This window comes from Corynebacterium sp. HMSC064H12 (assembly GCF_001809925.1).
In the GTDB taxonomy this organism is placed as follows: Bacteria; Actinomycetota; Actinomycetes; order Mycobacteriales; family Mycobacteriaceae; genus Corynebacterium; species Corynebacterium jeikeium_D.
The window spans coordinates 185,691-206,207 of record NZ_KV799323.1; the positions used below are offsets into that span (position 1 = coordinate 185,691).

Annotated in this window: 14 protein-coding genes and 1 tRNA gene; 6 read left to right on the top strand and 9 right to left on the bottom strand. The window is 56.5% G+C overall.

The features are described 5' to 3' along the window. Positions 1 to 11: 11 nt before the first annotated feature. From HMPREF2681_RS01455 to HMPREF2681_RS01480, 7 genes are all read right to left on the bottom strand, one after another. On the bottom strand, positions 12 to 1,448 hold the full coding sequence (locus HMPREF2681_RS01455) for a restriction endonuclease subunit S (protein WP_070545780.1): 1,437 nt from the start codon (positions 1,446 to 1,448) through the stop codon (positions 12 to 14). Further along, on the bottom strand, positions 1,445 to 2,917 hold the full coding sequence (locus HMPREF2681_RS01460) for a class I SAM-dependent DNA methyltransferase (protein ID WP_070545782.1): 1,473 nt from the start codon (positions 2,915 to 2,917) through the stop codon (positions 1,445 to 1,447). Before HMPREF2681_RS01460 ends, HMPREF2681_RS01455 begins: the two co-directional genes overlap by 4 nt. A 13-nt stretch (positions 2,918 to 2,930) precedes the next feature. Continuing rightward, positions 2,931 to 5,315, bottom strand: a complete 2,385-nt coding sequence (gene hsdR / locus HMPREF2681_RS01465) for an EcoAI/FtnUII family type I restriction enzme subunit R (RefSeq protein ID WP_083301574.1) — start codon at positions 5,313 to 5,315, stop codon at positions 2,931 to 2,933. Positions 5,316 to 5,723: 408 nt separating this feature from the next. Then, positions 5,724 to 5,799, bottom strand: a tRNA-Ala gene (locus tag HMPREF2681_RS01470). Positions 5,800 to 6,126: 327 nt separating this feature from the next. Continuing rightward, the gene (locus tag HMPREF2681_RS11310) at positions 6,127 to 6,201 is read right to left on the bottom strand and encodes a 50S ribosomal protein bL37 (protein ID WP_014300525.1); all 75 of its coding nucleotides are present in this window, start codon (positions 6,199 to 6,201) and stop codon (positions 6,127 to 6,129) included. A gap of 75 nt (positions 6,202 to 6,276) precedes the next feature. Continuing rightward, positions 6,277 to 6,546 carry a WhiB family transcriptional regulator gene (locus HMPREF2681_RS01475; RefSeq protein ID WP_005511107.1) on the bottom strand — a complete coding sequence of 90 codons (270 nt, stop codon included), beginning with the start codon at positions 6,544 to 6,546 and terminating at the stop codon, positions 6,277 to 6,279. 485 nt (positions 6,547 to 7,031) lie between these two features. Continuing rightward, positions 7,032 to 8,138, bottom strand: a complete 1,107-nt coding sequence (locus HMPREF2681_RS01480) for a diacylglycerol/lipid kinase family protein (RefSeq protein WP_246815961.1) — start codon at positions 8,136 to 8,138, stop codon at positions 7,032 to 7,034. Positions 8,139 to 8,238: 100 nt separating this feature from the next. On the opposite strand from HMPREF2681_RS01480, the gene HMPREF2681_RS01485 reads away from it, so the two are divergent. Continuing rightward, positions 8,239 to 8,697 (top strand): hypothetical protein, encoded by a 459-nt coding sequence (locus HMPREF2681_RS01485; protein ID WP_224783785.1) that lies wholly within the window; start codon positions 8,239 to 8,241, stop codon positions 8,695 to 8,697. Here the strand turns inward: HMPREF2681_RS01485 and HMPREF2681_RS01490 are convergent. Together HMPREF2681_RS01490 and HMPREF2681_RS01495 are read right to left on the bottom strand one after the other, a co-directional pair. Further along, complete coding sequence (locus tag HMPREF2681_RS01490; protein ID WP_049172833.1) at positions 8,694 to 10,025, bottom strand: Rv3212 family protein; 1,332 nt, start codon at positions 10,023 to 10,025, stop codon at positions 8,694 to 8,696. The two genes, HMPREF2681_RS01485 and HMPREF2681_RS01490, sit on opposite strands and share 4 nt — an antisense overlap. 68 nt (positions 10,026 to 10,093) lie before the next feature. After that, entirely contained in the window at positions 10,094 to 11,458 is a 1,365-nt protein-coding gene (locus HMPREF2681_RS01495; protein WP_049172835.1) for a DEAD/DEAH box helicase, read from the bottom strand. Between the two features lie 94 nt (positions 11,459 to 11,552). Here HMPREF2681_RS01495 and HMPREF2681_RS01500 point away from each other — a divergent pair, with 94 nt between their 5' ends. The 5 genes from HMPREF2681_RS01500 to HMPREF2681_RS01520 all read left to right on the top strand — a co-directional run bounded on the left by HMPREF2681_RS01500 (position 11,553) and on the right by HMPREF2681_RS01520 (position 20,497). After that, positions 11,553 to 11,777, top strand: coding sequence for a DUF3107 domain-containing protein (locus HMPREF2681_RS01500; RefSeq protein WP_042388469.1), 225 nt, complete (start codon positions 11,553 to 11,555; stop codon positions 11,775 to 11,777). Next, on the top strand, positions 11,777 to 12,685 hold the full coding sequence (locus HMPREF2681_RS01505; RefSeq protein WP_049172838.1) for a DUF3152 domain-containing protein: 909 nt from the start codon (positions 11,777 to 11,779) through the stop codon (positions 12,683 to 12,685). Before HMPREF2681_RS01500 ends, HMPREF2681_RS01505 begins: the two co-directional genes overlap by 1 nt. 9 nt (positions 12,686 to 12,694) lie before the next feature. Next, the gene (locus HMPREF2681_RS01510; RefSeq protein ID WP_048733339.1) at positions 12,695 to 13,546 is read left to right on the top strand and encodes a TIGR02569 family protein; all 852 of its coding nucleotides are present in this window, start codon (positions 12,695 to 12,697) and stop codon (positions 13,544 to 13,546) included. Positions 13,547 to 13,649: 103 nt separating this feature from the next. Further along, complete coding sequence (locus tag HMPREF2681_RS01515) at positions 13,650 to 17,000, top strand: ATP-dependent helicase (protein ID WP_239272284.1); 3,351 nt, start codon at positions 13,650 to 13,652, stop codon at positions 16,998 to 17,000. A 2-nt stretch (positions 17,001 to 17,002) separates the two neighbouring features. Next, complete coding sequence (locus tag HMPREF2681_RS01520) at positions 17,003 to 20,497, top strand: ATP-dependent helicase (protein WP_048733333.1); 3,495 nt, start codon at positions 17,003 to 17,005, stop codon at positions 20,495 to 20,497. Positions 20,498 to 20,517: the final 20 nt, after the last annotated feature.

Sequence of the window (20,517 nt, forward strand, 5' to 3'; positions counted from 1 at the left end):
CCAAGGAAACACTATGCATTTCGAAGCAGTTGTTGGAGTGACCTCATTGGCGCTTTCAGCTGCCCTAACTTGGCATCGATCCGTAGTTGTTCCCGCCATGAAGGGACAGCTAACGGGAGCCGTCGTAGAGTGGTTTGATTCAAGTTCTGCATTGTTGTGCCTAGCGACGACGACGAGAGCTGAGCACGCACTGATGGCGCCTTCAAGGTTAATGCCACATAATCGAATACATGATTTTCCCCGCTCTTAGCATAGAAACATCCCGTTCCACATAGCCATCCAGCTTCCGCCTCACTCACTACTGCAGATCGCCCCATTTCCCCTCGCCTACCGATTACAAGATCGCCGTGCGCTAACTCAAATGAAGACAGCTTTGCGGAGGTCTCTTCATTGACGAAGACCGTCGGAACAAAGGTGTCTCCGACGATGTTAGATGGATTGATCACCGGCGTTCCGTCGTCAACGTAGTCCCTCCTATGTAACGCGCTTCCAAAGGGACCTGTACAAACTTCGATCGCCAGTTCGGAGAACCGAGCCCACTCCCAGGTGTCAGGGATATCGAAATACTTCTCGTCGTCGGTGACGGGTGGGAGGGGCTTATGCTTCTTAAGCTTGCCTACCTTGACTAGGGCGTCGCGTTCGGCGGCGATTTGTTCGAGGAGTTCGGCGGCGGTGCCATCTTCAGGGCGCTGCTCAGTGAGTCGGCCGCTGATGGCAGCTTGCAGGATTGCAGCTTCGATTGCCTTGGCGAAAGTGCGGTCTAGATCTGCTCTCTCTCTCTCGAGTTTCTCGAGTTTGTCGATCATAGGTATGATCTGATCGAGCTTCGCGACGATCCGCTCCTGCTCAGCAAGGGGCGGAAGAGGCAGCGCCATTGCCTTTAGGAGACCGAAGTGTCGACCGTACCCTCGGTCGCGTAATTCTCCCGATGCATAAAGCAGCAAGGCGTGCAGATACTTGAAGTCAACGCATACTGGTCGGAGAATTTTCGTCCCGTCAGCGCCAACGACAAACGGATCGGAAACAATTTTGACGACACGATTATGATCACCAAAAATTACAACGGGTAGTTCCTCAACGTATTGAAGCCCTTTACGATCGTCGATGTACCCATCAATGGTCTGAGCACTCTGAGAAACTACTGGGTACTTGCCATCTGAGGAAAGATTTCCAGTCTTTGCAGTCTTTCCGCCTGGACTCATCTGGATTGAAATTTCTAAAAGCCGCACCCATGACCATGTGCTTGGAATTTCAAACGGTTTCTCGTCGCTGGTGACGGGCGGAAGGGGTTTCTGTTTTTTAAGCTTTCCCTCTTTCACCAGCCTAGAACGCTGATCGGCTATCTTCTCTAAGAGCTCCGCCGCGGTGCCGTCTTCGGGATGCTGCTCGGTGAGTTGGCCGCTGATTGCCGCTAGCAATACTGCTTGGCGGAGGTTGCCGGCGATCATTCCTTCACCGCCAGAAATGACTCAATCAACGCGATCTGGGCGTCAATCTGGGCGTCCAACTCAGCACGTCGAGTCTTATAGTTTGCGATAGTCTCGGCTGGGCTGAGCACCTTAATGGAGGCTTGTGGGAAGCCGCACAGGTCGAGGTTGTAACCGCCCTCGATGATCTCTTGGGCGGAGTAGCGCTTGGCCTTCGGATTACCGTCAGCGTCGCTGATCTCATCTCGGCTGCCCCACCAGTCCATCGCAGGTTGCAGGTGCTCAAGCAGAAGCGGCTTGGTCTTAGAGAAGTTCTTGTAACCTTCGGGTTTATCTACCCGATAGAACCACACGTCCTTCGTGGGGTGAGTCTTGTCGAAGAACAACAAGTTGGTCGCGATGGAGGTGTACGGCGAGAACACCGAACCTGGTAGTCGGATGATCGTGTGCAGGTTGAATTCTTTGATAAGTCGCTCCTTGAGAGCCAGCTTCGCGCCGTCGCTACCAAAGAGGAATCCGTCTGGCAGCACCACGCCTGCTCGGCCGTTCTTCTTGAGTCGGTAGGTGATGAGCGCGACGAAAAGGTCGGCAGTTTCGGAGGATCGAAAGGCTTGCGGGAAGTTCGCCTTCACTGCTTCTTGTTCGGTTCCTCCGTAGGGCGGGTTCATCGCGATGACTTTGAACTTCTCGTGCTCCTTGTATTCGCGAACGTTTCGCGAGAGTGAGTTGCCGTGAAAGAAGGCGGGCTCGTCGACGTCATGTAGGAGCAGGTTGGTGACACCCAGCAGGTACGGCATTGGCTTCTTCTCAATACCGAACACGGCATTCTGGAATTTCTCGCGATCCTCCACCGACTCCACCTGAGGATCCAGATGCTTGAGTGCCGAGGTGAGGAAGCCCGAGGTTCCTGCGGAGAAATCGGCGACCCGCTCCCCGAGTTTCGGGTTCAGCATTTTGATCATGAAGTCAGTAACCGCGCGCGGGGTGTAGTACTCACCGGAGCTGCCAGCGCTCTGGAGTTCCTTGAGGAGGGTTTCGTATATCTCTCCGAAGGCGTGGCGGTCTGCGTAGTCATCGAAGTTGATCTCGTTGATGAGGTTCACCAGCTGACGGATGAGGATGCCGTCCTTCATGTACTGGTTGGAATCCTCAAATACACCCTTGACGATCGTCTGGCTCAACGGGGTGTTCTCCGTGATCGGCAAAGTCTTCAGTGTTGGGAATAGGTCTTCGTTGAGGAAGGTCAGCAGCTCATCGCCGGTCATGGAGCGGCCGTCCTTGTGGTCTGGTGCCCAGCGGCGCCAGCGAAGCCGTTCGGGGATGATCGGCTCATAGTCGTCGATCATGATTTCCCAGTTGGCTTCCTTCGCGTCATAAACCTTGAGGAAGAGCATCCAAGTGAGTTGGGCGATGCGCTGAGCGTCGCCATCGACACCGGCATCCCCACGCATAATGTTGCGCGAGGAAGAAATGAACGTAGACAGACTCATTGGTTAGTTGCTCCTAGGCAGCGGTCTCATAGATGACGTCTTGCAGATCCTTGACCGCAGCCAAGTACTCGTTCTTACCACCAAACAAAGAAATAATTTTCACCGGCGAACCGAACTGCACGAATGGCTCATTGGTGAGCACTCGAACATCCTCAAGCTCACTAATACCCACGTCGGCGTACTTGTCGAGCAGTGCGGCCAACACCTGTTCGGCTGCCGACGAGTATTGATGCAGGTATCCGCGCTTCTTCACCTGATCGATCCGATCCTTCTTGGTCAGCGGTGGACGGTCGAAAGCGACGTGCATAATCAAATCAAAGTCGTCAACGTCGTCGAAATGCCCTCCGGCCTCGGCACGGATCGCATCCAAGAACACACCTTTCTCCTGGAGCTCGGCCACGAGGGCTGTCTTCTGGTCGGCATCATTCCAGGCTTGAATGAATGAATCCAATGTCTTGTACGTGCCGCGCAACGTGGTGCGAGAGAAATCGCGCAAAGACTCGATAATCAACTTGCCTGTGGTTGGGTCGATGTATTGCACACGCTCATTGAGCAGCTTTACATCAACGCCACACACCCGGATCTTCTCTTCACGCCCCGGCGGCAACGGTGGTTCAGGATCCTCTCCACCCGTGGGAATCGGCGGAGTATTCGGATCGACCTCGTCATCTTCGGGCCACTCGGGTGGAACCTCTTCCCCGTCGTCTCCTGGAACTGGAGGCCCGACTGGTATTAAGACCACTGGTTCGCCGTCGAAATCAGGATCGGCAAACAGACGCGTTGAACCACGGAAATCGAGAATGGTGAAGAACTGCTTGCCGTGATCCTCCGCGAGGCGGGTGCCGCGACCGATGATCTGCTTGAATTCCGTCATCGAACCGATGTTGGACTCAAGAACAATCAACTTCACTGTCTTAATATCCACACCTGTGGTGAGTAATTTCGAGGTAGTCACTACGGTCGGATACTTCTCGTTGACGTCCTGGAAATTGTCGAGTTGAGCCTTGCCGGTTTGTTCGTCACCGGTGATGCGCGTGACGTAGCGCCAGTCCTTGGCTACCTCTTCGGGCATCTCGGTGATCAGTGCACGACGCATCCGCTCTGCGTGCTCAATATCCACGCAGAACACGATCGTCTTTGAATCCGTGCCATACCGCCGCAACCACGAGGCGACATACTTGGCTACCATTTTGGTGCGATCATCGATCACCAAGTTCTTGTCGAAGTCCTTGACGTTGTACTCGCGATCTTCGATCTCGTTGCCATCGACATCGCGCTGCCCCTGATAGGGACGCCAGCCCTCAAGATCAACATCCAATCCGACACGTAACACCTTGTAAGGCGCAAGGAAGCCGTCCTCAATGCCCTGCTTCAAGCTATACGTATAAACCGGATCGCCGAAGTAGGTGATGTTTGAGACGTCCTTCGTCTCCTTCGGCGTGGCAGTCATACCGATGTGGATCGCACCCGAGAAGTAATCGAGCACCCTACGCCACAGCGACGCCTCACGTGCCGAACCACGATGGCACTCATCCACCACCACCAGATCAAAGAACTCCGGCTTGAACTGGCGGAACGGCTCATCGCCTTCATCACCAGCAAGTTGCTGGTAGAGACTCATGTAAACCTCGTAAGAGGAATCGAGCTCCTTGTTTTGAACCTTTGTGATCTTGCCTGAGAACGGCGAAAAATCGTCACGCATCGTCTGATCGATCAACACATTCCGATCAGCGAGGTACAGAACGCGCTTGACCGCGCCCGATTTTAATAGCCGCCAAATGATCTGGAACGACGTGAACGTCTTACCCGTACCAGTAGCCATCACCAACAGAAGACGCTTCTGTCCATTCGCGATCGCCTCAATCGTGCGATCAATCGCTACCTGCTGGTAGTAACGAGGAACTTTGTTCTTGAATGAGTCGAAGTAGTACGGCTCATCAACTAGCTCTACCTCACGTCCGTGCAGATTTTTTGCATCCAGATAGCGCTGCCACAACTCGTCTTCGGTCGGGAACTCATCCATCCTGAACTCACGCTCACGACCAGTCAGGCGGTCATGCTCAACAAAGGACGTACCATTCGTTGAATAAGCGAACGGTGCATCGAGCTTCTCGGCGTAGTCGAGAGCTTGTTGGAGGCCAGCATCAGCACTGAGCTCAAGTTTCTTCGCCTCAACCACAGCCAGCGGCTTGCGGTTGCGTGCCCGCCGGAGCACATAGTCGGCACTGCCCGACTTGCCACGCACTGCCTTCTCGCCGCGAACGATGATCTGCCCCGGCGTGATCACTTCCATCTTGATCTGCTCTGGCTTCCACCAAGCAATATCAACCAGCGCGGGAGTGATGTAGCGGAGTTTGACGTCCTCTTCGCTCAGCCGCTCGCCAGAGATATCACTCATGTGAACTCCTTCTCTCATCGGCAACGCCGCCGGATACGAACAGCCGCAAATCCACCCGAAGCGGGACAATCTTCAGTTAACAAGTTTACCGCGCAATCACCCGATCTGGTCCTGCCACGCGACATGAGCACCGGAGTCAGCAAGCTCCACGCTGCACCGGCGCGGACACCTTTGGACGCCACGGGGTAAACAATTTGACACCCACCCACACTTTCTGTCGGAGACCCATACTTTTTGACGCCCTTCGGTTCGTCTTGTTGCCAAAGGAGTCGACAATGGCAAGAGATCCCGATAATTGAATCCGCCACAAACGTCATACAAAGAAAGAACCTCTCGCCGTAAGCATCTGACTAGGCCAAACGCTCACTGCAAGAGGTTGCGATCCTTGTATCCAAAGGTGAGTACAAATGGTGGAGCTAAGGGGAATCGAACCCCTGACCTTCGCATTGCGAACGCGACGCTCTACCAACTGAGCTATAGCCCCATTGCTTTTGAGCAACCTAGCTTAAGCTGCTGTAAAAGCTCTGTTTTTAGACGTTACTCCGGTGGGGTTTGGGCTCCAAACTCGCTGATAGGCATCTGGCGGATGGTTAGTCCTGAAAGCGGGGATTAGGCATCGACGAGTCACTTTCAGTTCTGCTACCTGCTATCTGTTCCTTGTCATCTGCTACCCGTTATTAGCTACTCGTTGAGACATTCGCTGGAGACATAAAAACTCCACCCCACTGCATCGGCGCAATACCGAGTTATGTCGGGGTGGAGCGAGATGCCTTAGCCGACGATGGCTAAGGCTGCTGCAACTAAGGGCAACTTAGCTGTTCGGACGCTTGCCGTGGTTAGCCTTGTTCTTACGGCGGTCCTTGCGCTTACGGCCACGCTTGCTCATAGCTGGGCTCTCTTTCTATCGGGTTAAACAGGTATCAACCGCTATAGATTACACGGTAAGGGGTAAGTCTTTTAATTAGACTGCGGTGCTGGTGCGAGTGCGACGAGTGCGGCCGCGGTTGCGACGGCGCTTCAGTGCGCGACGCTCGTCCTCGCTCATGCCGCCCCAGACACCTGCATCCTGGCCGGTCTCAAGTGCCCAAGCCAGGCACTGAGCGGTAACGGGGCAGCGGTTGCAAACGACCTTGGCCTTAGCAATCTGGGCGAGAGCCGGGCCGGAGTTACCGACCGGGAAGAACAGCTCCGGATCCTCTTCACGACAAACGGCCTTGTGACGCCAATCCATGACAAACTCCTAAAACATTACGAGCCCCGGGTGAGGGCAGGGTTAAATTTCCTTGCGGGAAGGCAGCTCCGGAAATGGATTTCGTCAGACACGACAAATCGCCGTATCTCAACGAGGGTTGGGGTTCATTCCCGGTTGCCCAGGGGTATTAGGCATCTTGGGAGGGGCTACCTGTTGCATCGCCTATGCGACGTGAAAGGTAGTGGGGACTCACCAAAGAGTTTGCGCCTAAAAAGGCGAGACTTGCATGGTTGCACATCCAGTGAACTGCGTGCCTGTCTCGCTGACGATTTACATGTTTTCACGACTGGAGCGGTTCGTAAAGAGCAAAATGAATAAAAGTGCCAAACCTCACAGAAAAGTGAAGTTTTGGTTAAAACGCCAGGTCAAAACTAGCCCCTTGTGGGGGTGATTTTAGTTTTGGTAATTGCAGTAGTAAGGGTGTATAGCGCGTTTTTGTTGGCTTGTCAGTAAACAGTTACAGCTTAAGCCGGGTTTGCCTCGGTCTTTTGGCTAGTACTGAACAGGCGGCGTGTGCGATCCATGGCCTTTTTGGTCACCACAACGAGCAAGCGCTCGTCCACGGGGCGGGTAGCGACCTTCTTGGTGAACTGGTCCTCGGTGTAATCGTCGGCACGCGCCACAAAATTGATTGCGCCTTGCTTAACGCGGATGTTGAGGCAGTCGCACTGATCGATGTACTCGCCGTCCAATTGGAGACGAAGTGGAGCAGTAGCGGTGAGCTGGATGCGCTGAGCGTTGTCAACGCGTCGTTCGCGGGCTTCTATGTGGAAGGGGGAGCGCAGTCGGGTGAAGAAACCGGCCAAATTGGCTGCGGCGACAAGCCCCGTCACTCCCTTTAAAGAAGTGAAGCCATAAAACCCCAGACCCCTGCGCAGTGACACAGTGGGGTTGGTGACGATGGGGAGGTCGCCGAGGAATGTCCATGGATTGGAGTTGGACACCACGGCCATTGCGAGATCACGGCCAAACTCCGTGCCGTCGATAGTTGCGGTGATTTGTGGCGGGCTTTTGCGCAACTGATTCCATGCGGTGAAAATTGCCGGCAAATAGCGCACGGCTTTGGCGCGGGTACCGTTTTGTCGGAGCTGTTCCATGGTGGAAATGACTTCCGCATCGATGCCGATACCGGCATTGACCACGAAGCATCGCTCCGCTGCATGTCCAACGCTGATAGTGCTGCGGGTTCGGGAGCGCAGCAGACTTGCGATGTACCACGCGGCATCTACGGGGTCGCGGGGAATACCCAACGCACCTGCCAAAACGTTGGCGCTGCCGGTGGGAATTGTCGCGATGGCAGGCAGGTCAGTGGCAGACAGTGCGGAGAATGGGTTGGAGTTCATGAGCCCATTGACAATCTCGTTAATGGTTCCGTCGCCGCCGAGAGAAATAATGACGTCGTAATCGCGAACCGTTTTACCCGCCACCATTTCCGCAGCATGGCCAGGGTAGGCGGTAAACATGGATGTCAAGCGAATCCCCTCGACCGAGCGAAGCGCCCGCACAACGCCGGGCATACGTCGAGCAGTGTTACTGGTCGAATTCGGATTGGAGATTAGCAACGCACGCACAGGCACCAAGAATAGTGCATGAGCAGACTTGTGATGGGCGCATTAGCCGGTATGCCTCCAGGGTGTATTCATCGGTTCGCACCGGGCTAACATGTAGGGCGTGAGTAACCAGAAAAACAGCAGCAATGCGCCCAAATCGCGTACTACCGACCAGCTTGCGGCAGCCGACGGGCCGATTGCCGCACCTCAGGTTGTTATGGTCGGTGCGTGGATTGGTGTCGCCGAATGTGCCCTCGGTCTGGGCTACGGGATCTTCCTTCTCATTCGTGATTTGATGGGGTACCGCGACGAGGCCGCGGTCATTTCCGGTTGGGGTACCGCGCTGTGGTTCCTTCTCATTTTCGGCGCTGTTCTCGCTGGTGCGATTATGTTGCTGCGTGGCGCCCGATGGGGGCGCGGGCCGATTATTATGCTCAACCTCTGCTTGCTGGGCGTGGCCTATTACATGTTCCGCTCGAGCGCTTTTCTGCTCGCTCTACCGACGGCGGCAGCTTCAATTGCTGCGCTGGCCTGTATGTTTAGTCCGAAGGCGATTGATTGGGCTGCCCGCTCTTTCTAAGCTTCGATGGCGAACGCGTCGACTGACTCACCGCGCTGAACTAGTAGCGTGTCACCGACAACCGCAAGGCGCACGGGCACTTCCGGCTTGTCCGCATTATTTGCTTGAGTGGACTTCGCAGCTGCAGGCAACGGGAGTGTGCCGATAATCTCCAGAGTCTTGGCATTCAATACCGCGACTCCGTCAGTGACTGGCATGAAAACATGCTCACCCCATGGAGCTGGGGTTCCTGTGGCCTCAGGAAACTCGAAATCCGGCGCCAGGGTGCTCGGGCGGAAGCCCAGTAAACCACGCGGCGACCACCACGTCATGTGATGGGGAAGATCCGTCGTAAAAGGCGCACGCGGGGCATCGCCGTCGGAGTTAGCTTCCGCCGGTGCTGGGCGCAGGGTAGTCTCATCCAGCGCCAATTCAGTCAGCATCGTGCCGTCCATACGAAAAACTCGGATGCGATTGTCTGACAGTACCGCCGCCGTGTCCTGGCCAATCGATACCAGCGACATATCTGCAGTTGCCGGACCAAGGTCAATATCGCTCTTGACCTCCGGCTTCCGAGATTCCTCCGGATTTGCCGCCTGCATGACCAGGCGTCCGTGACCATCGCAGTTGTTTACGAGGGCCAGCAGCTCCACGCGCGTGAGCGCACTGATAATCGAACACTCCGGATGCGGCTGCATCTTCGGTTCTGGAGACGCTGGAATCTTGCCGTACTCGACTACTCGGACCAGGTCAGAGCGCCACAGCTCCAGGAATCCAGAGTCGTAGACACCCGCGTATGAGTTCGAGCGCACGGCGGCAGGGCTGTCAGCCGCAATCGATTTACGGGTCGCGACATACTGCCCCGAGTCGGGCTTGAGTGCAACGGTCTCACCGCAGCCAGCTGCCCCACGAAAAGTCGCGAAAACTTGGCCATCACTGCCCGAGAGCGCACAAAGCGGAATATCTCGTCGATAGTGCCAGCGCTCCGTGCCGTCGTTAAGCGAGATAGCACGCACGCCCCGGTCCTCAGCAACGATGAGGGAGTTGTCCATCACCAGTGGCGCCGGGGAGATGGTGTGCGTGCTTGTGCTTGCCGACGATTCGGTGGACCACACCGGCCGGAGAGTATGTGGCATTGCCTCCGGATCGTTCGCGGCCGGGGCTTGCGCTGTGCTGCTCGTCGGTGCCGTGGATTCAGTGCGATCGACCTTACGAGCCGGAGAAGCGACCCATGTCCAACCGACGACTAGCACTACGGCGATGATGAGAACTACTGATGCGATTCGATTGCGGCGCAGTCGGGTCTCTGCAGTGGTGGGCTCAGCGTTGGCTTGTGGTGACTGCAGCACGGTTGGAATGTCCTGTCGACGAGTGGTCGTGGCGAGAGGTGAGGTGGGGAGTTGGCACGCGCAGCGGCCTAGCTGCGACGATGAGAATTGGAGTGGCCGTCCCGCTTTGAGCTTCGTCCTTGGCCGCGATTGCGATGATGAGACTGTGAGCGGTTGTTTCGCGGGCCTCTTCCGCCACGCCCGCGAGGTGGCCGGGAACCCAATACCGGGCGGGCTGGCCCGACCTTCTCATCGATCCCCTCGGGGATGTCTAGAGCTTCGGCGAGCTCGGGGGAGGTGGAAAACCACGTCGGAATCTCGGCCATGTCCAGGTCGAGAGCATCTGAAATAGCCTTCCACTTTGTGGTTTCATCCCAGCCGACGAGCGTAACGGCGACACCGCTGTGTCCCGCGCGGCCGGTGCGGCCGATGCGGTGGACATAGGTCATTTCGTCATCGGGCACCTGGTGGTTGATGACGTGGGTGACATCGTCGATATCGATACCGCGAGCCGCGACATCGGTTGCGACCAGGACGTCGACGTCGCCATTGCGGAACGCCGTCAGCGAGCGCTCACGTGCAGGCTGGCCCATATCGCCGTGGACGGCGGTGACCAGGAAGCCGCGCTCGCCGAGCTGCTCAGCAACCGAGGCGGCGCCGCGCTTCGTGCGAGCAAAAATGATGGTGCGACCACGATCGTTGGCTTGCAGGATGCGGGCAATGACCGAGACCTTATCCATCTGGTGCGATTGGAAAACAATCTGTTTAGTGGTCTCGTGGACTGTGGCCTCTTCCTCGCCTGATTCGGCGCGGATGTGCACCGGGCGATTCATAAAGGTACGTGCGAGAGTCAGAATTGGGCCCGGCATTGTTGCCGAGAAGAGCATGGTCTGACGTTCATCTGGCACCGCAGCCAGAATCTTCTCGATGTCCGGCAGGAAGCCCAAGTCGAGCATCTCATCGGCCTCGTCGAGAACCAAAATCTTTACGCCTGACAGCTCTAGATTATTGCGCTGGTAAAGATCGATGAGACGGCCGGGAGTACCGACGATGATGTCCACACCGCGGTCTAGCTGTTCAATCTGTTCCTCATAGGGGCGGCCACCGTAAATAGTGCACACACGCAGATTGGTTGAGTGCGCAGCGCGGGCCAAATCCTCGCCGACCTGCACACATAGCTCACGGGTGGGGACGATGATGATTGCGCGGGCAGTGCCATCCGGTTCTGGAATGCGGGCGTCATCAAAGACGCGGTCAATAAGGGGGACACCAAAACCAAGAGTTTTTCCCATGCCAGTACGGGCTTGGCCGATAATGTCCGTGCCGTCGAGTGCCAAGGGCAGCGTCAGTTCCTGGATTGCAAATGTGCGGGTGATTCCTTCGTCGGCGAGTGCGTCGCAGATTTCCGCGGCGACCCCCAATTCGACGAATGTCGGGGACTGGGACTCTGCCACGGCGACTCCTTTGCTGTTTGTAACCTCACGTGACACGACGGCTTAATCGGTCTCTCTAATCCTAGCCGCTTTGGGAATGGTTATGATGTCACCTATGGACATCACTATTGGATTTGCAGACAATACGCGTGAGCTGAACATTGAAAACGTCGCTGGTGGTGAGGAGGTCAAGGCTGCGATCTCCCAGAAGCTGGCTGCTGGCGAAGGTGTGATTGAGCTCAGCGACGGCGCTGGTCAGGAGTACCTGATTAATGCTGACAAGGTCGCCTACGTCCGTACCGGTAATAACGCAGACCGTAAGGTTGGCTTCTTCGCCTAATGACGCAAGAACCCTTTCTCGTACGCATTGCAAGGAGTTGGGGGTGGCGAGCCTATGCCATCCCTGTACTTGTGGTGCTCACAGTCATCATTCTCTTCGACATCTTCACTGCTGAAGATGATTCTTCAGGTTCCGGCACTGGCACTGTCGCCTCGCAGAGTGGCAATGGTCGCCCTGGTCCGGTGCCCGGTGAGGGATACGGTGATGGTTACGAGGGAGGGCAGTTGCCACCCGGTCCGGCCTTTGCCACGGAACCCTCGGGAAATTTTAAAGATGTCACCGTGGCGCATCCCCGTGTTGGGGAGGGGCGCGACAATGCGGTCAGGTATTCCGTGGAAATTGAAGACAACATTGATGTTCCTTCGATTGGTGGCGAGCGCGCCTTTGCAGAGACGGTGAACTCGATTCTGGCCGATCCACGTGGCTGGACAGCTAATCCAGATTTTTCTTTCGAGGCAGTGCCTCGCGACCAGGATCCGACGATTGTCGTGCAGCTTTCCGCGACTGGAACCGCACATCAGCTGTGCGGCAACACCTTGGGAATGGAGACCTCCTGTTACCTGTCTGGGCAGCGGGAAGGTGAGCCTGGGCGCGTGGTCGTCAGTATCGCCCGGTGGGTTCGAGGTGCCCTGCCTTTTGAGGGGGACCTGGGATTGTATCGCCAATACCTTATTAATCACGAGGTTGGTCACGGACTTGGGTACGCGGTTCACGAGCCCTGTCCGAGGGACGGCGGTATCGCGCCAATCATGATGCAGCAGACCCTGAGCGTGTCGAACGATGAACTGCACAAAATCGACAGCAGCGAGGTCTATCAGGTCGATGGTAAGACGTGTTCTGTCAACGGCTGGCCGTACCCATTTGGGGCGGACGACGATACGGCCGCACCGACTCAGAAAGCAAGGTAGTAGCAGATTATGATCGCCACTCCTCCCGACCGTGTTTTAGAGGCCTTTGGTGCCGAGGGCGAGCCGCATCGTGCCGGGCGAGCTTGGGACAATGGCTGGGTCTACGACGATTCCATTGTCCTTTCGCCGGTACATAATTCGGCGCAGGCGCTGTGGTCTGCAAAGGTTCGCAGTGCGCTAGATGTCGATGGCGTCCGAGTGGCGAAATCTGTGCGTACCAGTGACGGCCGCTTGGTTATTGCTGGGTGGCAGGCTCGTCATTTCATCCCGGGGGGATTCGCGCCACGTGCCGATGAAACCATTGTGGCCGCTGGTCGCGTGGAAGAGTCGCTTGCCAGTATTGAACGGCCACAGTTTCTCCTTGATAAGGAGCCCGATTACTTCGTCATGTGTAATCGCGCAGCTTGGGACTCTGACCCAATCGGCATCCTCGAGCAGCTTCTCGACGCGGATAGCGTCCCCCGCGCCGATTGTGCCGAGGCTCTCACGATCTCCGGTGATCTTCTCCAGCTGCGGGCAGAGATGGTTGTGCCAACGGAGCTTCTGCAGGTCTGTCACGCAGACCTCGTCGGCACGCTGCTTTACGACGGCACGGCCGCCCCGGTTCTCACCGATATCGTGCCAGCGTGGCATGTCCGTGGTTGGACAGCTGCCTTGGCGGCAGTGGATTGCCTGTCCATGATGGGGGCTGATGAGGAGCTACTGCGGCGCTTCGATCACCTGCCGGATTTCGGTCAGTTGCTCGTTCGTGCGATGTGTTATCGACTTTTTGTCCACGCTGTTAGTCCAGAATCGCAGCCGAGTGCGTATCGCGGTCTGTTCCGCGCGGCTTCGCTAGTTCGCGCGTTTGTGTCTAAGTAACGCCGGGCAGTATTTACGGGAGTTTTTGGGGCGGGGGTATTTTTCTCCTTATTTCGAATGGGGGTTCGAGTATCGGTCCGGAGGTTGTGCCACAATGGTGCACATGAACGTAGATGGAATGCCGAAGGTTCGGTTCGTCCAGGAGGAACCTCCTCGTCGTCGGCAGTGGTTGGGTACTGCGGTAGAGGCGCTTTTCCCTTCCCATAATCAGGCGCTCGTGGTAGAGAACAAGCTTGTAAACCAGTCTGTTGTGCGCGTTTTAGGCGGCCCAGGGACTGGAAAGAGTTCGCTGCTGGCAGATCTCGCGGTGGACTACATGCAGGCGGGCATTCCGGCGGACAGCATTTTGGTGGTGTCACAGTCAAAAGAGGCCGCTGCGGAATTGAGGCGGGATATTGACAGGCGTTTTTCCTCTGAACTGGGGGAAGGTGGTTCGGTCGGGGCAGGTCAAGGTGGCATGGTGCGTGCCGTGCATTCGCTTGCCTATGCAGTAGTACGTGATGCCGCTGTCAGTCGGGGAGAGCCTGAACCATCGTTGACCACTGGTGCACGCCAAGATGCTGTCGTGCGGCAACTTTTGGCCGGACATGCGGAAGATGGTGGTGCGTATTGGCCAGAGCGGTTGCGCCCGGCTCTTCCGTTAGTCGGTTTTTCCCGTGCGGTTCGTGACTTTCTGCTGCGTGCAGCTGAGCGGGGGATTGACGCCCCGAGGCTTCAGCAGCTCGGCGTGGACTATGGCATTGAGTCGTGGTGTGCGGCTGGCAAGTTTATGGCGGAGTATCAGCAGACTATGCGGTTGGCGTGGGAGCCCAGCCTGAACGCTGCAGAGATTGTCTCTGCGGCATTGATGGAGCTGGATACAGACGCGCAAGCACTGGCTCGGTGGGGAAAGTCGGTGGTGCTGGTCGATGATGCTGAACACCTATCCCCGGAAGCTGCGCGTCTTGTGGATCGGTTTGTGTCGCAGGCGGCCGTAGCCGTCATTACTGGTGATGAAGATCAATCGGTATTCCATTTCCGCGGTGCTAATAATGACTATCTCCGGGGGACTGGTGAGGTCGAGTACAAGGCAATCCACTTGCAGCAGTCTTACCGCTGTAACGCTGATATCGCGGATTTAGTCAACGCAGTTTCTCAGCGCTTGCCTAAGGCGCCTGCATACCGTGGCATTGTCGGTTCAGTTGGAGCACAGGAAGCTCGTGAATCCGAAGTTGGAAACAACAGCGATACCGTCGCAGCGGAAAACTCGTACGCAGCTAAAAGTGCAGTAAAAATAGCTATTCATCCTTCTGAACGTGCACAGCGAGCCACAGTCGCGGACTACTTCCGGCGCCTTCATATTGACGAGGGAGTGGCATGGAAGGATATGGCGGTCATCGTCCGGTCCGGTGCAGGGGAGTCCTCTCTGTTCCGTGCGTTGTCGCGTGCGGGTGTGCCTGTGCAGATTGACCCAACGGACATCGTGCTAAGTCATCAGCGATTGGTGCGAGCGCTGATGGTGGCGTTGCGGGCAACTATGAACCAGCTCGATGACGTGGAGTGGGACGAGTTCCTCTCCGGCCCATTGGTCAACATGGATCCGATTGTCAAAGAGCGTCTGCTGCGCGGAATCCGGAAGGCCGACCTGTTCGGCGGGGCCGCGATGACTCAGCTCATCGGAATCTTGAAGGCAGAGGGACTCACAGCTGAACAGCTGGAGCTTATTGAGTCTCTGTCGCAGCGTGAACGTCAGGCGCTGCAGGTGCCGCTGGATCTGTTGAGCGCAGCTCGTGAAGCGTTGCGCGATGGTGTGGAAGCAACTTTGTGGGCAATTTGGCAGTCCACTGGTTTGGCAGACCATCTGGTGGCGGCATCGTTGCGCGGCGGTACAGCTGGCGCATCGGCTGACCGCGATTTGGATGCTGTGATGGCACTGTTCGACTTTGCTGGTGACCGTGTGGAGCTGAATCCAAAACTGACGGTTGACGGTTTTATCGCTTCTGTGGAAGAGCAGGAGCTGCCCATCGGCGCACGTGACCGTAGCGGGGTAGAGCGCGATGCCGTGCGCATTCTCTCAGCCCATGCGGCTCTGGGCAGGCAGTGGAAAGCAGTAGCGGTTGTCGGAGTCCAGGAAGGCCAGTGGCCCAGCCTCGGTGTGACTGGCTCGGTGATGAAGCAGAACGAGTTCATCGGTCTCGTCGATCACGGAATTGAGCCGCGGGAGTACATCAATTCCATGGCGGATGCGCTGGCGGAGGAACGTCGTTTGCTGCACGTCGCGGTATCACGGGCGAGCGACAGGGTACTGCTGACCGCAGTCGATTCTCCTGACGATGTTGGAGTTCCCAGTCCGTTTATTATCGAGCTCGTTGAAAAGCTCGGTAATTCGGTGACGGAGCTGGCGAAACAATCGGAAGCCTCGTCGTCTGCGAACGGAGTCGGGGCTACGGCTAATGAAGTAAACGCCGGCAATCCGGATGTTGCAGAGGCAGAAGATGTCGCATGGGCCGGTGAAGGCCTGCCACGGGTGCTCTCTGTGGAGTCACTGCTGGCAGAACTGCGTGCAGCCGTTGTGGACGATGCGGAGACTGAGACGCGGCGTCGACAAGCTGCACGTCAACTCGCGCGATTGGCGCAGGTTGAGGTTGCTGGCGCACATCCAGACACCTGGTGGGGGCTCCGTGCACCGTCGACTTCGAAGCCGGTAAATGACAAGAAGCCGATGAGGATCAATCCCTCCAAGGTGGAAGCAACCCTGAGTTGTCCGTTGAAGGCCATGTTGGATAAATCAGCACCGACATCGGCCATGTATCTGGGCTCTCTACTGCATCAGGCGGTAGAAGCAGTCGCGAAGGGAGTGACTGTGCCTGAGGCTCAGTCTGAGATCCGGCGTGTTTTTGGGGACCTGTCCGATGATCCGGAGTGGCGTAAGCGTACTGAGGAAGAGACCTGGTTGACCGGGCTGGAGGATTGGCAGCGGTGGATTGAGACTAAGAAAGATATCGGAACCGAGGTCCCAGTAAATGTCAACATCAACGATGACATCGTGATTGTCGGACGAATCGACCGGTTGATTGAAGACGCTGATGGTGCAGTTCAAATCGTCGATATCAAAACCGGTAAGACAGCGCCCTCCGGTAAAGAAGTAGAAGGACACGCACAGCTAGCTACATATCAACTAGCGCTGTCGAAGGGGAAGCTCGTTGAAAGCGGAGATGGGCTCGCTGTGGACAACGGCGAAGGCATTGAACAATCTGGGGCATACCTGGTATTTCCGCGAAAGTCACACAATAAGACCATTATCACTAGCCGAGAACAGTCAAAGCTCACGGAAGACAAGTTGGCTGACTGGGAGCGTCGCGTGGAGCAGGTAGCACGTGCGACGTCTGGCCCGCGTGCCTTGGCGCTCGCTGGTGATCATTGCAAGTTCTGCACGCTTTCGAAGGCGTGCCCGGCAGCAGAAGGGAATCGGTAGTCATGTCGGAGGAACGAACCATCATTGATCCCGTCACCCTGTCGGAGATGATGGGGCAGGACTTTCCGCCCACTCCGCAACAAGCGGCGGTAATCGGTGCACCGATGGAACCAATGCTTGTTGTCGCCGGTGCCGGTGCTGGTAAAACAGCGACAATGGCTGCCCGTGTCGTGTGGTTGGTCGCCAACGGCTTTATCCGCCCAGAAGAAGTTCTAGGTTTGACCTTCACCAGGAAGGCAGCGCGCGAGCTCGGCGTCCGTATCCGCCAACAGCTGAATGCGCTTGCTTCCTCCGCTGCATTTCGTGCACAAGCTTCACCAGAGGTATTAGCAAGCCTCGAGGTCATTGCCCCAACCACGCTTACTTACGATGCTTATGCCTCTGAAGTCGTGAGCAATTATGGTCTTTTGCTGCCGACGGAGCCGGGGGTCACCATTATGGATGGCGCGACGCAGTGGCAGTTGGCCTGGGAAACAGCTCGCAATGTGACCGAAATTGATGTCGATATTGCACCATCAACGCTGGCTAGTCGCATTATTGAGCTGGGGTCGAACATCGACTCAAACTTATCTACCCCGCAGGCGATTCGCGAGGAAACCGAAGCGTTCATCAGCAATATTGAGCAGACCCCGCAGAAGGGTAAACGCGAGGGACTAATTGGCGATCTACAGGGCATCGTCGATAAGCAGCGGGAGAGATTAGAGATTTTGCCGCTGGTAGAGCAGGTTCGAGCTCGGTGCAATGAAGAAAATGTCGCCACCTTCGGTATGCAGATGGCTCGGGCGGCCCGGCTAGCCACCGACTTCGCGGAAGTCGGGGAGGAGGAGCGGCGTCGCTTTAAGATCATCATGCTCGACGAGTACCAGGACACGTCGCACACACAGCGGCTGTTCCTGCGTGCGCTGTTCTCCGGTGGTTGTGTCACCGCTGTCGGCGATCCGATGCAGGCAATTTATGGCTGGCGAGGAGCAACGGCCGAAAACCTTGTGCAGTTTGTCAATGATTTTCCGCGGTCGGATGGGCAGCCAGCGGAGAAAAAGCAACTGACCATTTCTTGGCGAAACCCGCAGTCAGTGCTGCAGCTTGCTAACGCAGTCTCCGACCGTGCTTTTGCGGGGCAGGCTCGTACGGTAGAGGCACTGGATGCAGGGCCAAAAGCAGGCCAGGGCGAGGTGCAGCTTGCTTTCACTGCAACCGGTGAGGAAGAAGTTGCATACATCGCAGATTGCATGGAGGCGCAATTACGCGAATGTGAAGCAGCTGGCAACAAGCTCGATGCCGCCATCCTGGTTCGGACAAATGCTGAATCGGCTGTCTATTTAGAGGCACTGTCTGAGCGGGGTGTGCCTGCAATCATTGTGGGACTCGCTGGATTGCTGCACTTGCCCGAGGTCATGGATATCACCTCGGTGATGAAGATATTGGTCGACCCCAGTTCAGACCCGGATGCTCTGCGTCTGCTGCTCAGCCCACAGTTCAATTTGGGTGCCGCGGACGTGGAGGCACTTCGCACTCGTGTAGACCAGCTGGCAATGGCAGGCAAGGACGAGTTGGCCCGAAAGAAGGGCAATGTCGAAGAGACTTCAGACTCCTCACCGCTTTCCCAGCTCGCTCGCCAGTATGACAAGCTCGTGGAAGATGCCGAAGCAGCATCGTCTGCGGTGGGGTTGGGGCACGCCATCGCCGACCCGGATATTCGTTTTTACGACGGCACCCCGCTGGCGCGCGGCAGTGTGGAAAAAAATGGGCGGTTGGTCTGTAGCGAGTCACTGAACTACACAGATGAAGCAATGGTGCGCATCGCACAGTTGGGTGCAAGCCTACGAAAACTACGCCGGTTCTCGCTGAATAAGCCTCTGCCGGAACTGGTCGAGGACATCGCTACTGAGTTTGGAATTCGCGTAGAAGCAGCGGCTGGACAGTACGGTTCTGCTACCGCGATAACCAGGCCGACAACCGCACATCTGGATAGGTTTGTCGATATCGCTGCGACGTATTCTCAAAATATCTCGGACGATGTGACAGGGTTTTTGAACTATCTGGAATTCGCTGTCGAACACGATGATGGCTTGGAACGGGCACCTATGAACATGCCGGAAAACTGTGTCCAAATCATGACTATGCACAAGTCAAAGGGCTTGGAGTGGGAAACGGTTGCTGTTCCGGGCATCACCACTAGCAAGTTCGACAGAGTTGATTTGTCATCGTGGCTCACCAATTCAGTTCAGCTTCCTCCTGGCGCAATTACTCAAGTGGATCCGCTAACGGCTAGTGCAGAAACAACAGAGGATGCAACGCAGCTTGCAGCAGGCGATTGGGCTCCTGTCGCTGATTCTGTCGATAGCAACGCCCCCGAACTGGACATATCAGGCACCGATAACCAGACCGACCTCAACAAGGTGATCAAAGCCTACAAGGAAGAGCTGCGAGAAGTGGAGAGGGAAGAAAAACAGCGCCTCTTCTACGTTGCCATGACTCGCTCCGCGAAAAAGCTCATTGTCACTGCAAGCAGGCGGCCTAATCCGAGCTTGAAGAAACCCACCGACGTGTCGGCGGACTTCGCAGCCATCGCCACTCAATTCAGTGACTATGTGGTGTCGTGGACAGATGGGGAGGACCCTGAGGTAGAGGACACTGAAGTCGATTTGGACTGCGACACTGCGGTTGATGGGGTGGTCTGGCCCGTCGATACCCTGGGCAACCGCCGAGATAGTGTGCAGCGAGCAGCCGAAAGCGTCATGCGCTACATGGGCGAAGACCAGGATGAGCGCCCCATTGCAGGTGACCTGTCTGAGGTATGGGAAACGGAAACGACCATTCTCGTGGATGAAATCCTTCGAGCTAAGGCCGCGGAGATTCATCTACCAATGCCGACAAGCATGTCCACTAGCGAATACCAAGCGATGATTGCGGATCCGGTCGCGTTTGCTCGTCGGAAAGCACGCCCGGTGCCGTTTAAGCCAAACCGATTCGCGCGCCGAGGTACGGCATTCCACGCTTGGTTGGAGAATCGCTTCGGTGCACACAGTCTGCTGGACGATGAGGATCTCTTCGGGGATCAACTGGATGACTTCCTCGGCACAGAGCAAGTCGCGTCCGAACGCGAACTGGAGAAATTGAAGGCGAATTTCGAGGCATCTGAGTGGGCTGACCGCACGCCAACGCATGTAGAGGTGCCGTTTGAAATTGCCATCGGGCAGAGGCGGGTCGTCGGCCGAATCGACGCGGTGTTTAACGACAACGGGAAGTGGAGCGTCATTGACTGGAAGACAGGCCAGATGCCGCGCGGAAAGGAAAGGGAAGTAGCGGCGCTACAGCTGGCGATTTACCGCCTGGCGTGGTCGGATAGGCTGCGCGAGATGGGAATGGAAACTGCCCCCGAAGACATTGAAGCCGGGTTCTTCTACGTTTCGGCAGGACGGACGCTAATACCAGATGAAGCGCTACTGCCAAGCAGGATAGAGTTAGACAGGAAAATGCGCGAGCTGATTGGATAATCATCTACGTATGTAACTGC

Bases quoted from the DNA above. Each gene is read 5' to 3' on its own strand.
- HMPREF2681_RS01455 (WP_070545780.1), bottom strand. From the start codon at position 1,448: ATGATCGCCGGCAACCTCCGCCAAGCAGTATTGCTAGCGGCAATCAGC.
- HMPREF2681_RS01460 (WP_070545782.1), bottom strand. From the start codon at position 2,917: ATGAGTCTGTCTACGTTCATTTCTTCCTCGCGCAACATTATGCGTGGG.
- hsdR (WP_083301574.1), bottom strand. From the start codon at position 5,315: ATGAGTGATATCTCTGGCGAGCGGCTGAGCGAAGAGGACGTCAAACTC.
- HMPREF2681_RS01475 (WP_005511107.1), bottom strand. From the start codon at position 6,546: ATGGATTGGCGTCACAAGGCCGTTTGTCGTGAAGAGGATCCGGAGCTG.
- HMPREF2681_RS01500 (WP_042388469.1), top strand. From the start codon at position 11,553: ATGGACATCACTATTGGATTTGCAGACAATACGCGTGAGCTGAACATT.
- HMPREF2681_RS01505 (WP_049172838.1), top strand. From the start codon at position 11,777: ATGACGCAAGAACCCTTTCTCGTACGCATTGCAAGGAGTTGGGGGTGG.
- HMPREF2681_RS01510 (WP_048733339.1), top strand. From the start codon at position 12,695: ATGATCGCCACTCCTCCCGACCGTGTTTTAGAGGCCTTTGGTGCCGAG.
- HMPREF2681_RS01515 (WP_239272284.1), top strand. From the start codon at position 13,650: ATGAACGTAGATGGAATGCCGAAGGTTCGGTTCGTCCAGGAGGAACCT.
- HMPREF2681_RS01520 (WP_048733333.1), top strand. From the start codon at position 17,003: ATGTCGGAGGAACGAACCATCATTGATCCCGTCACCCTGTCGGAGATG.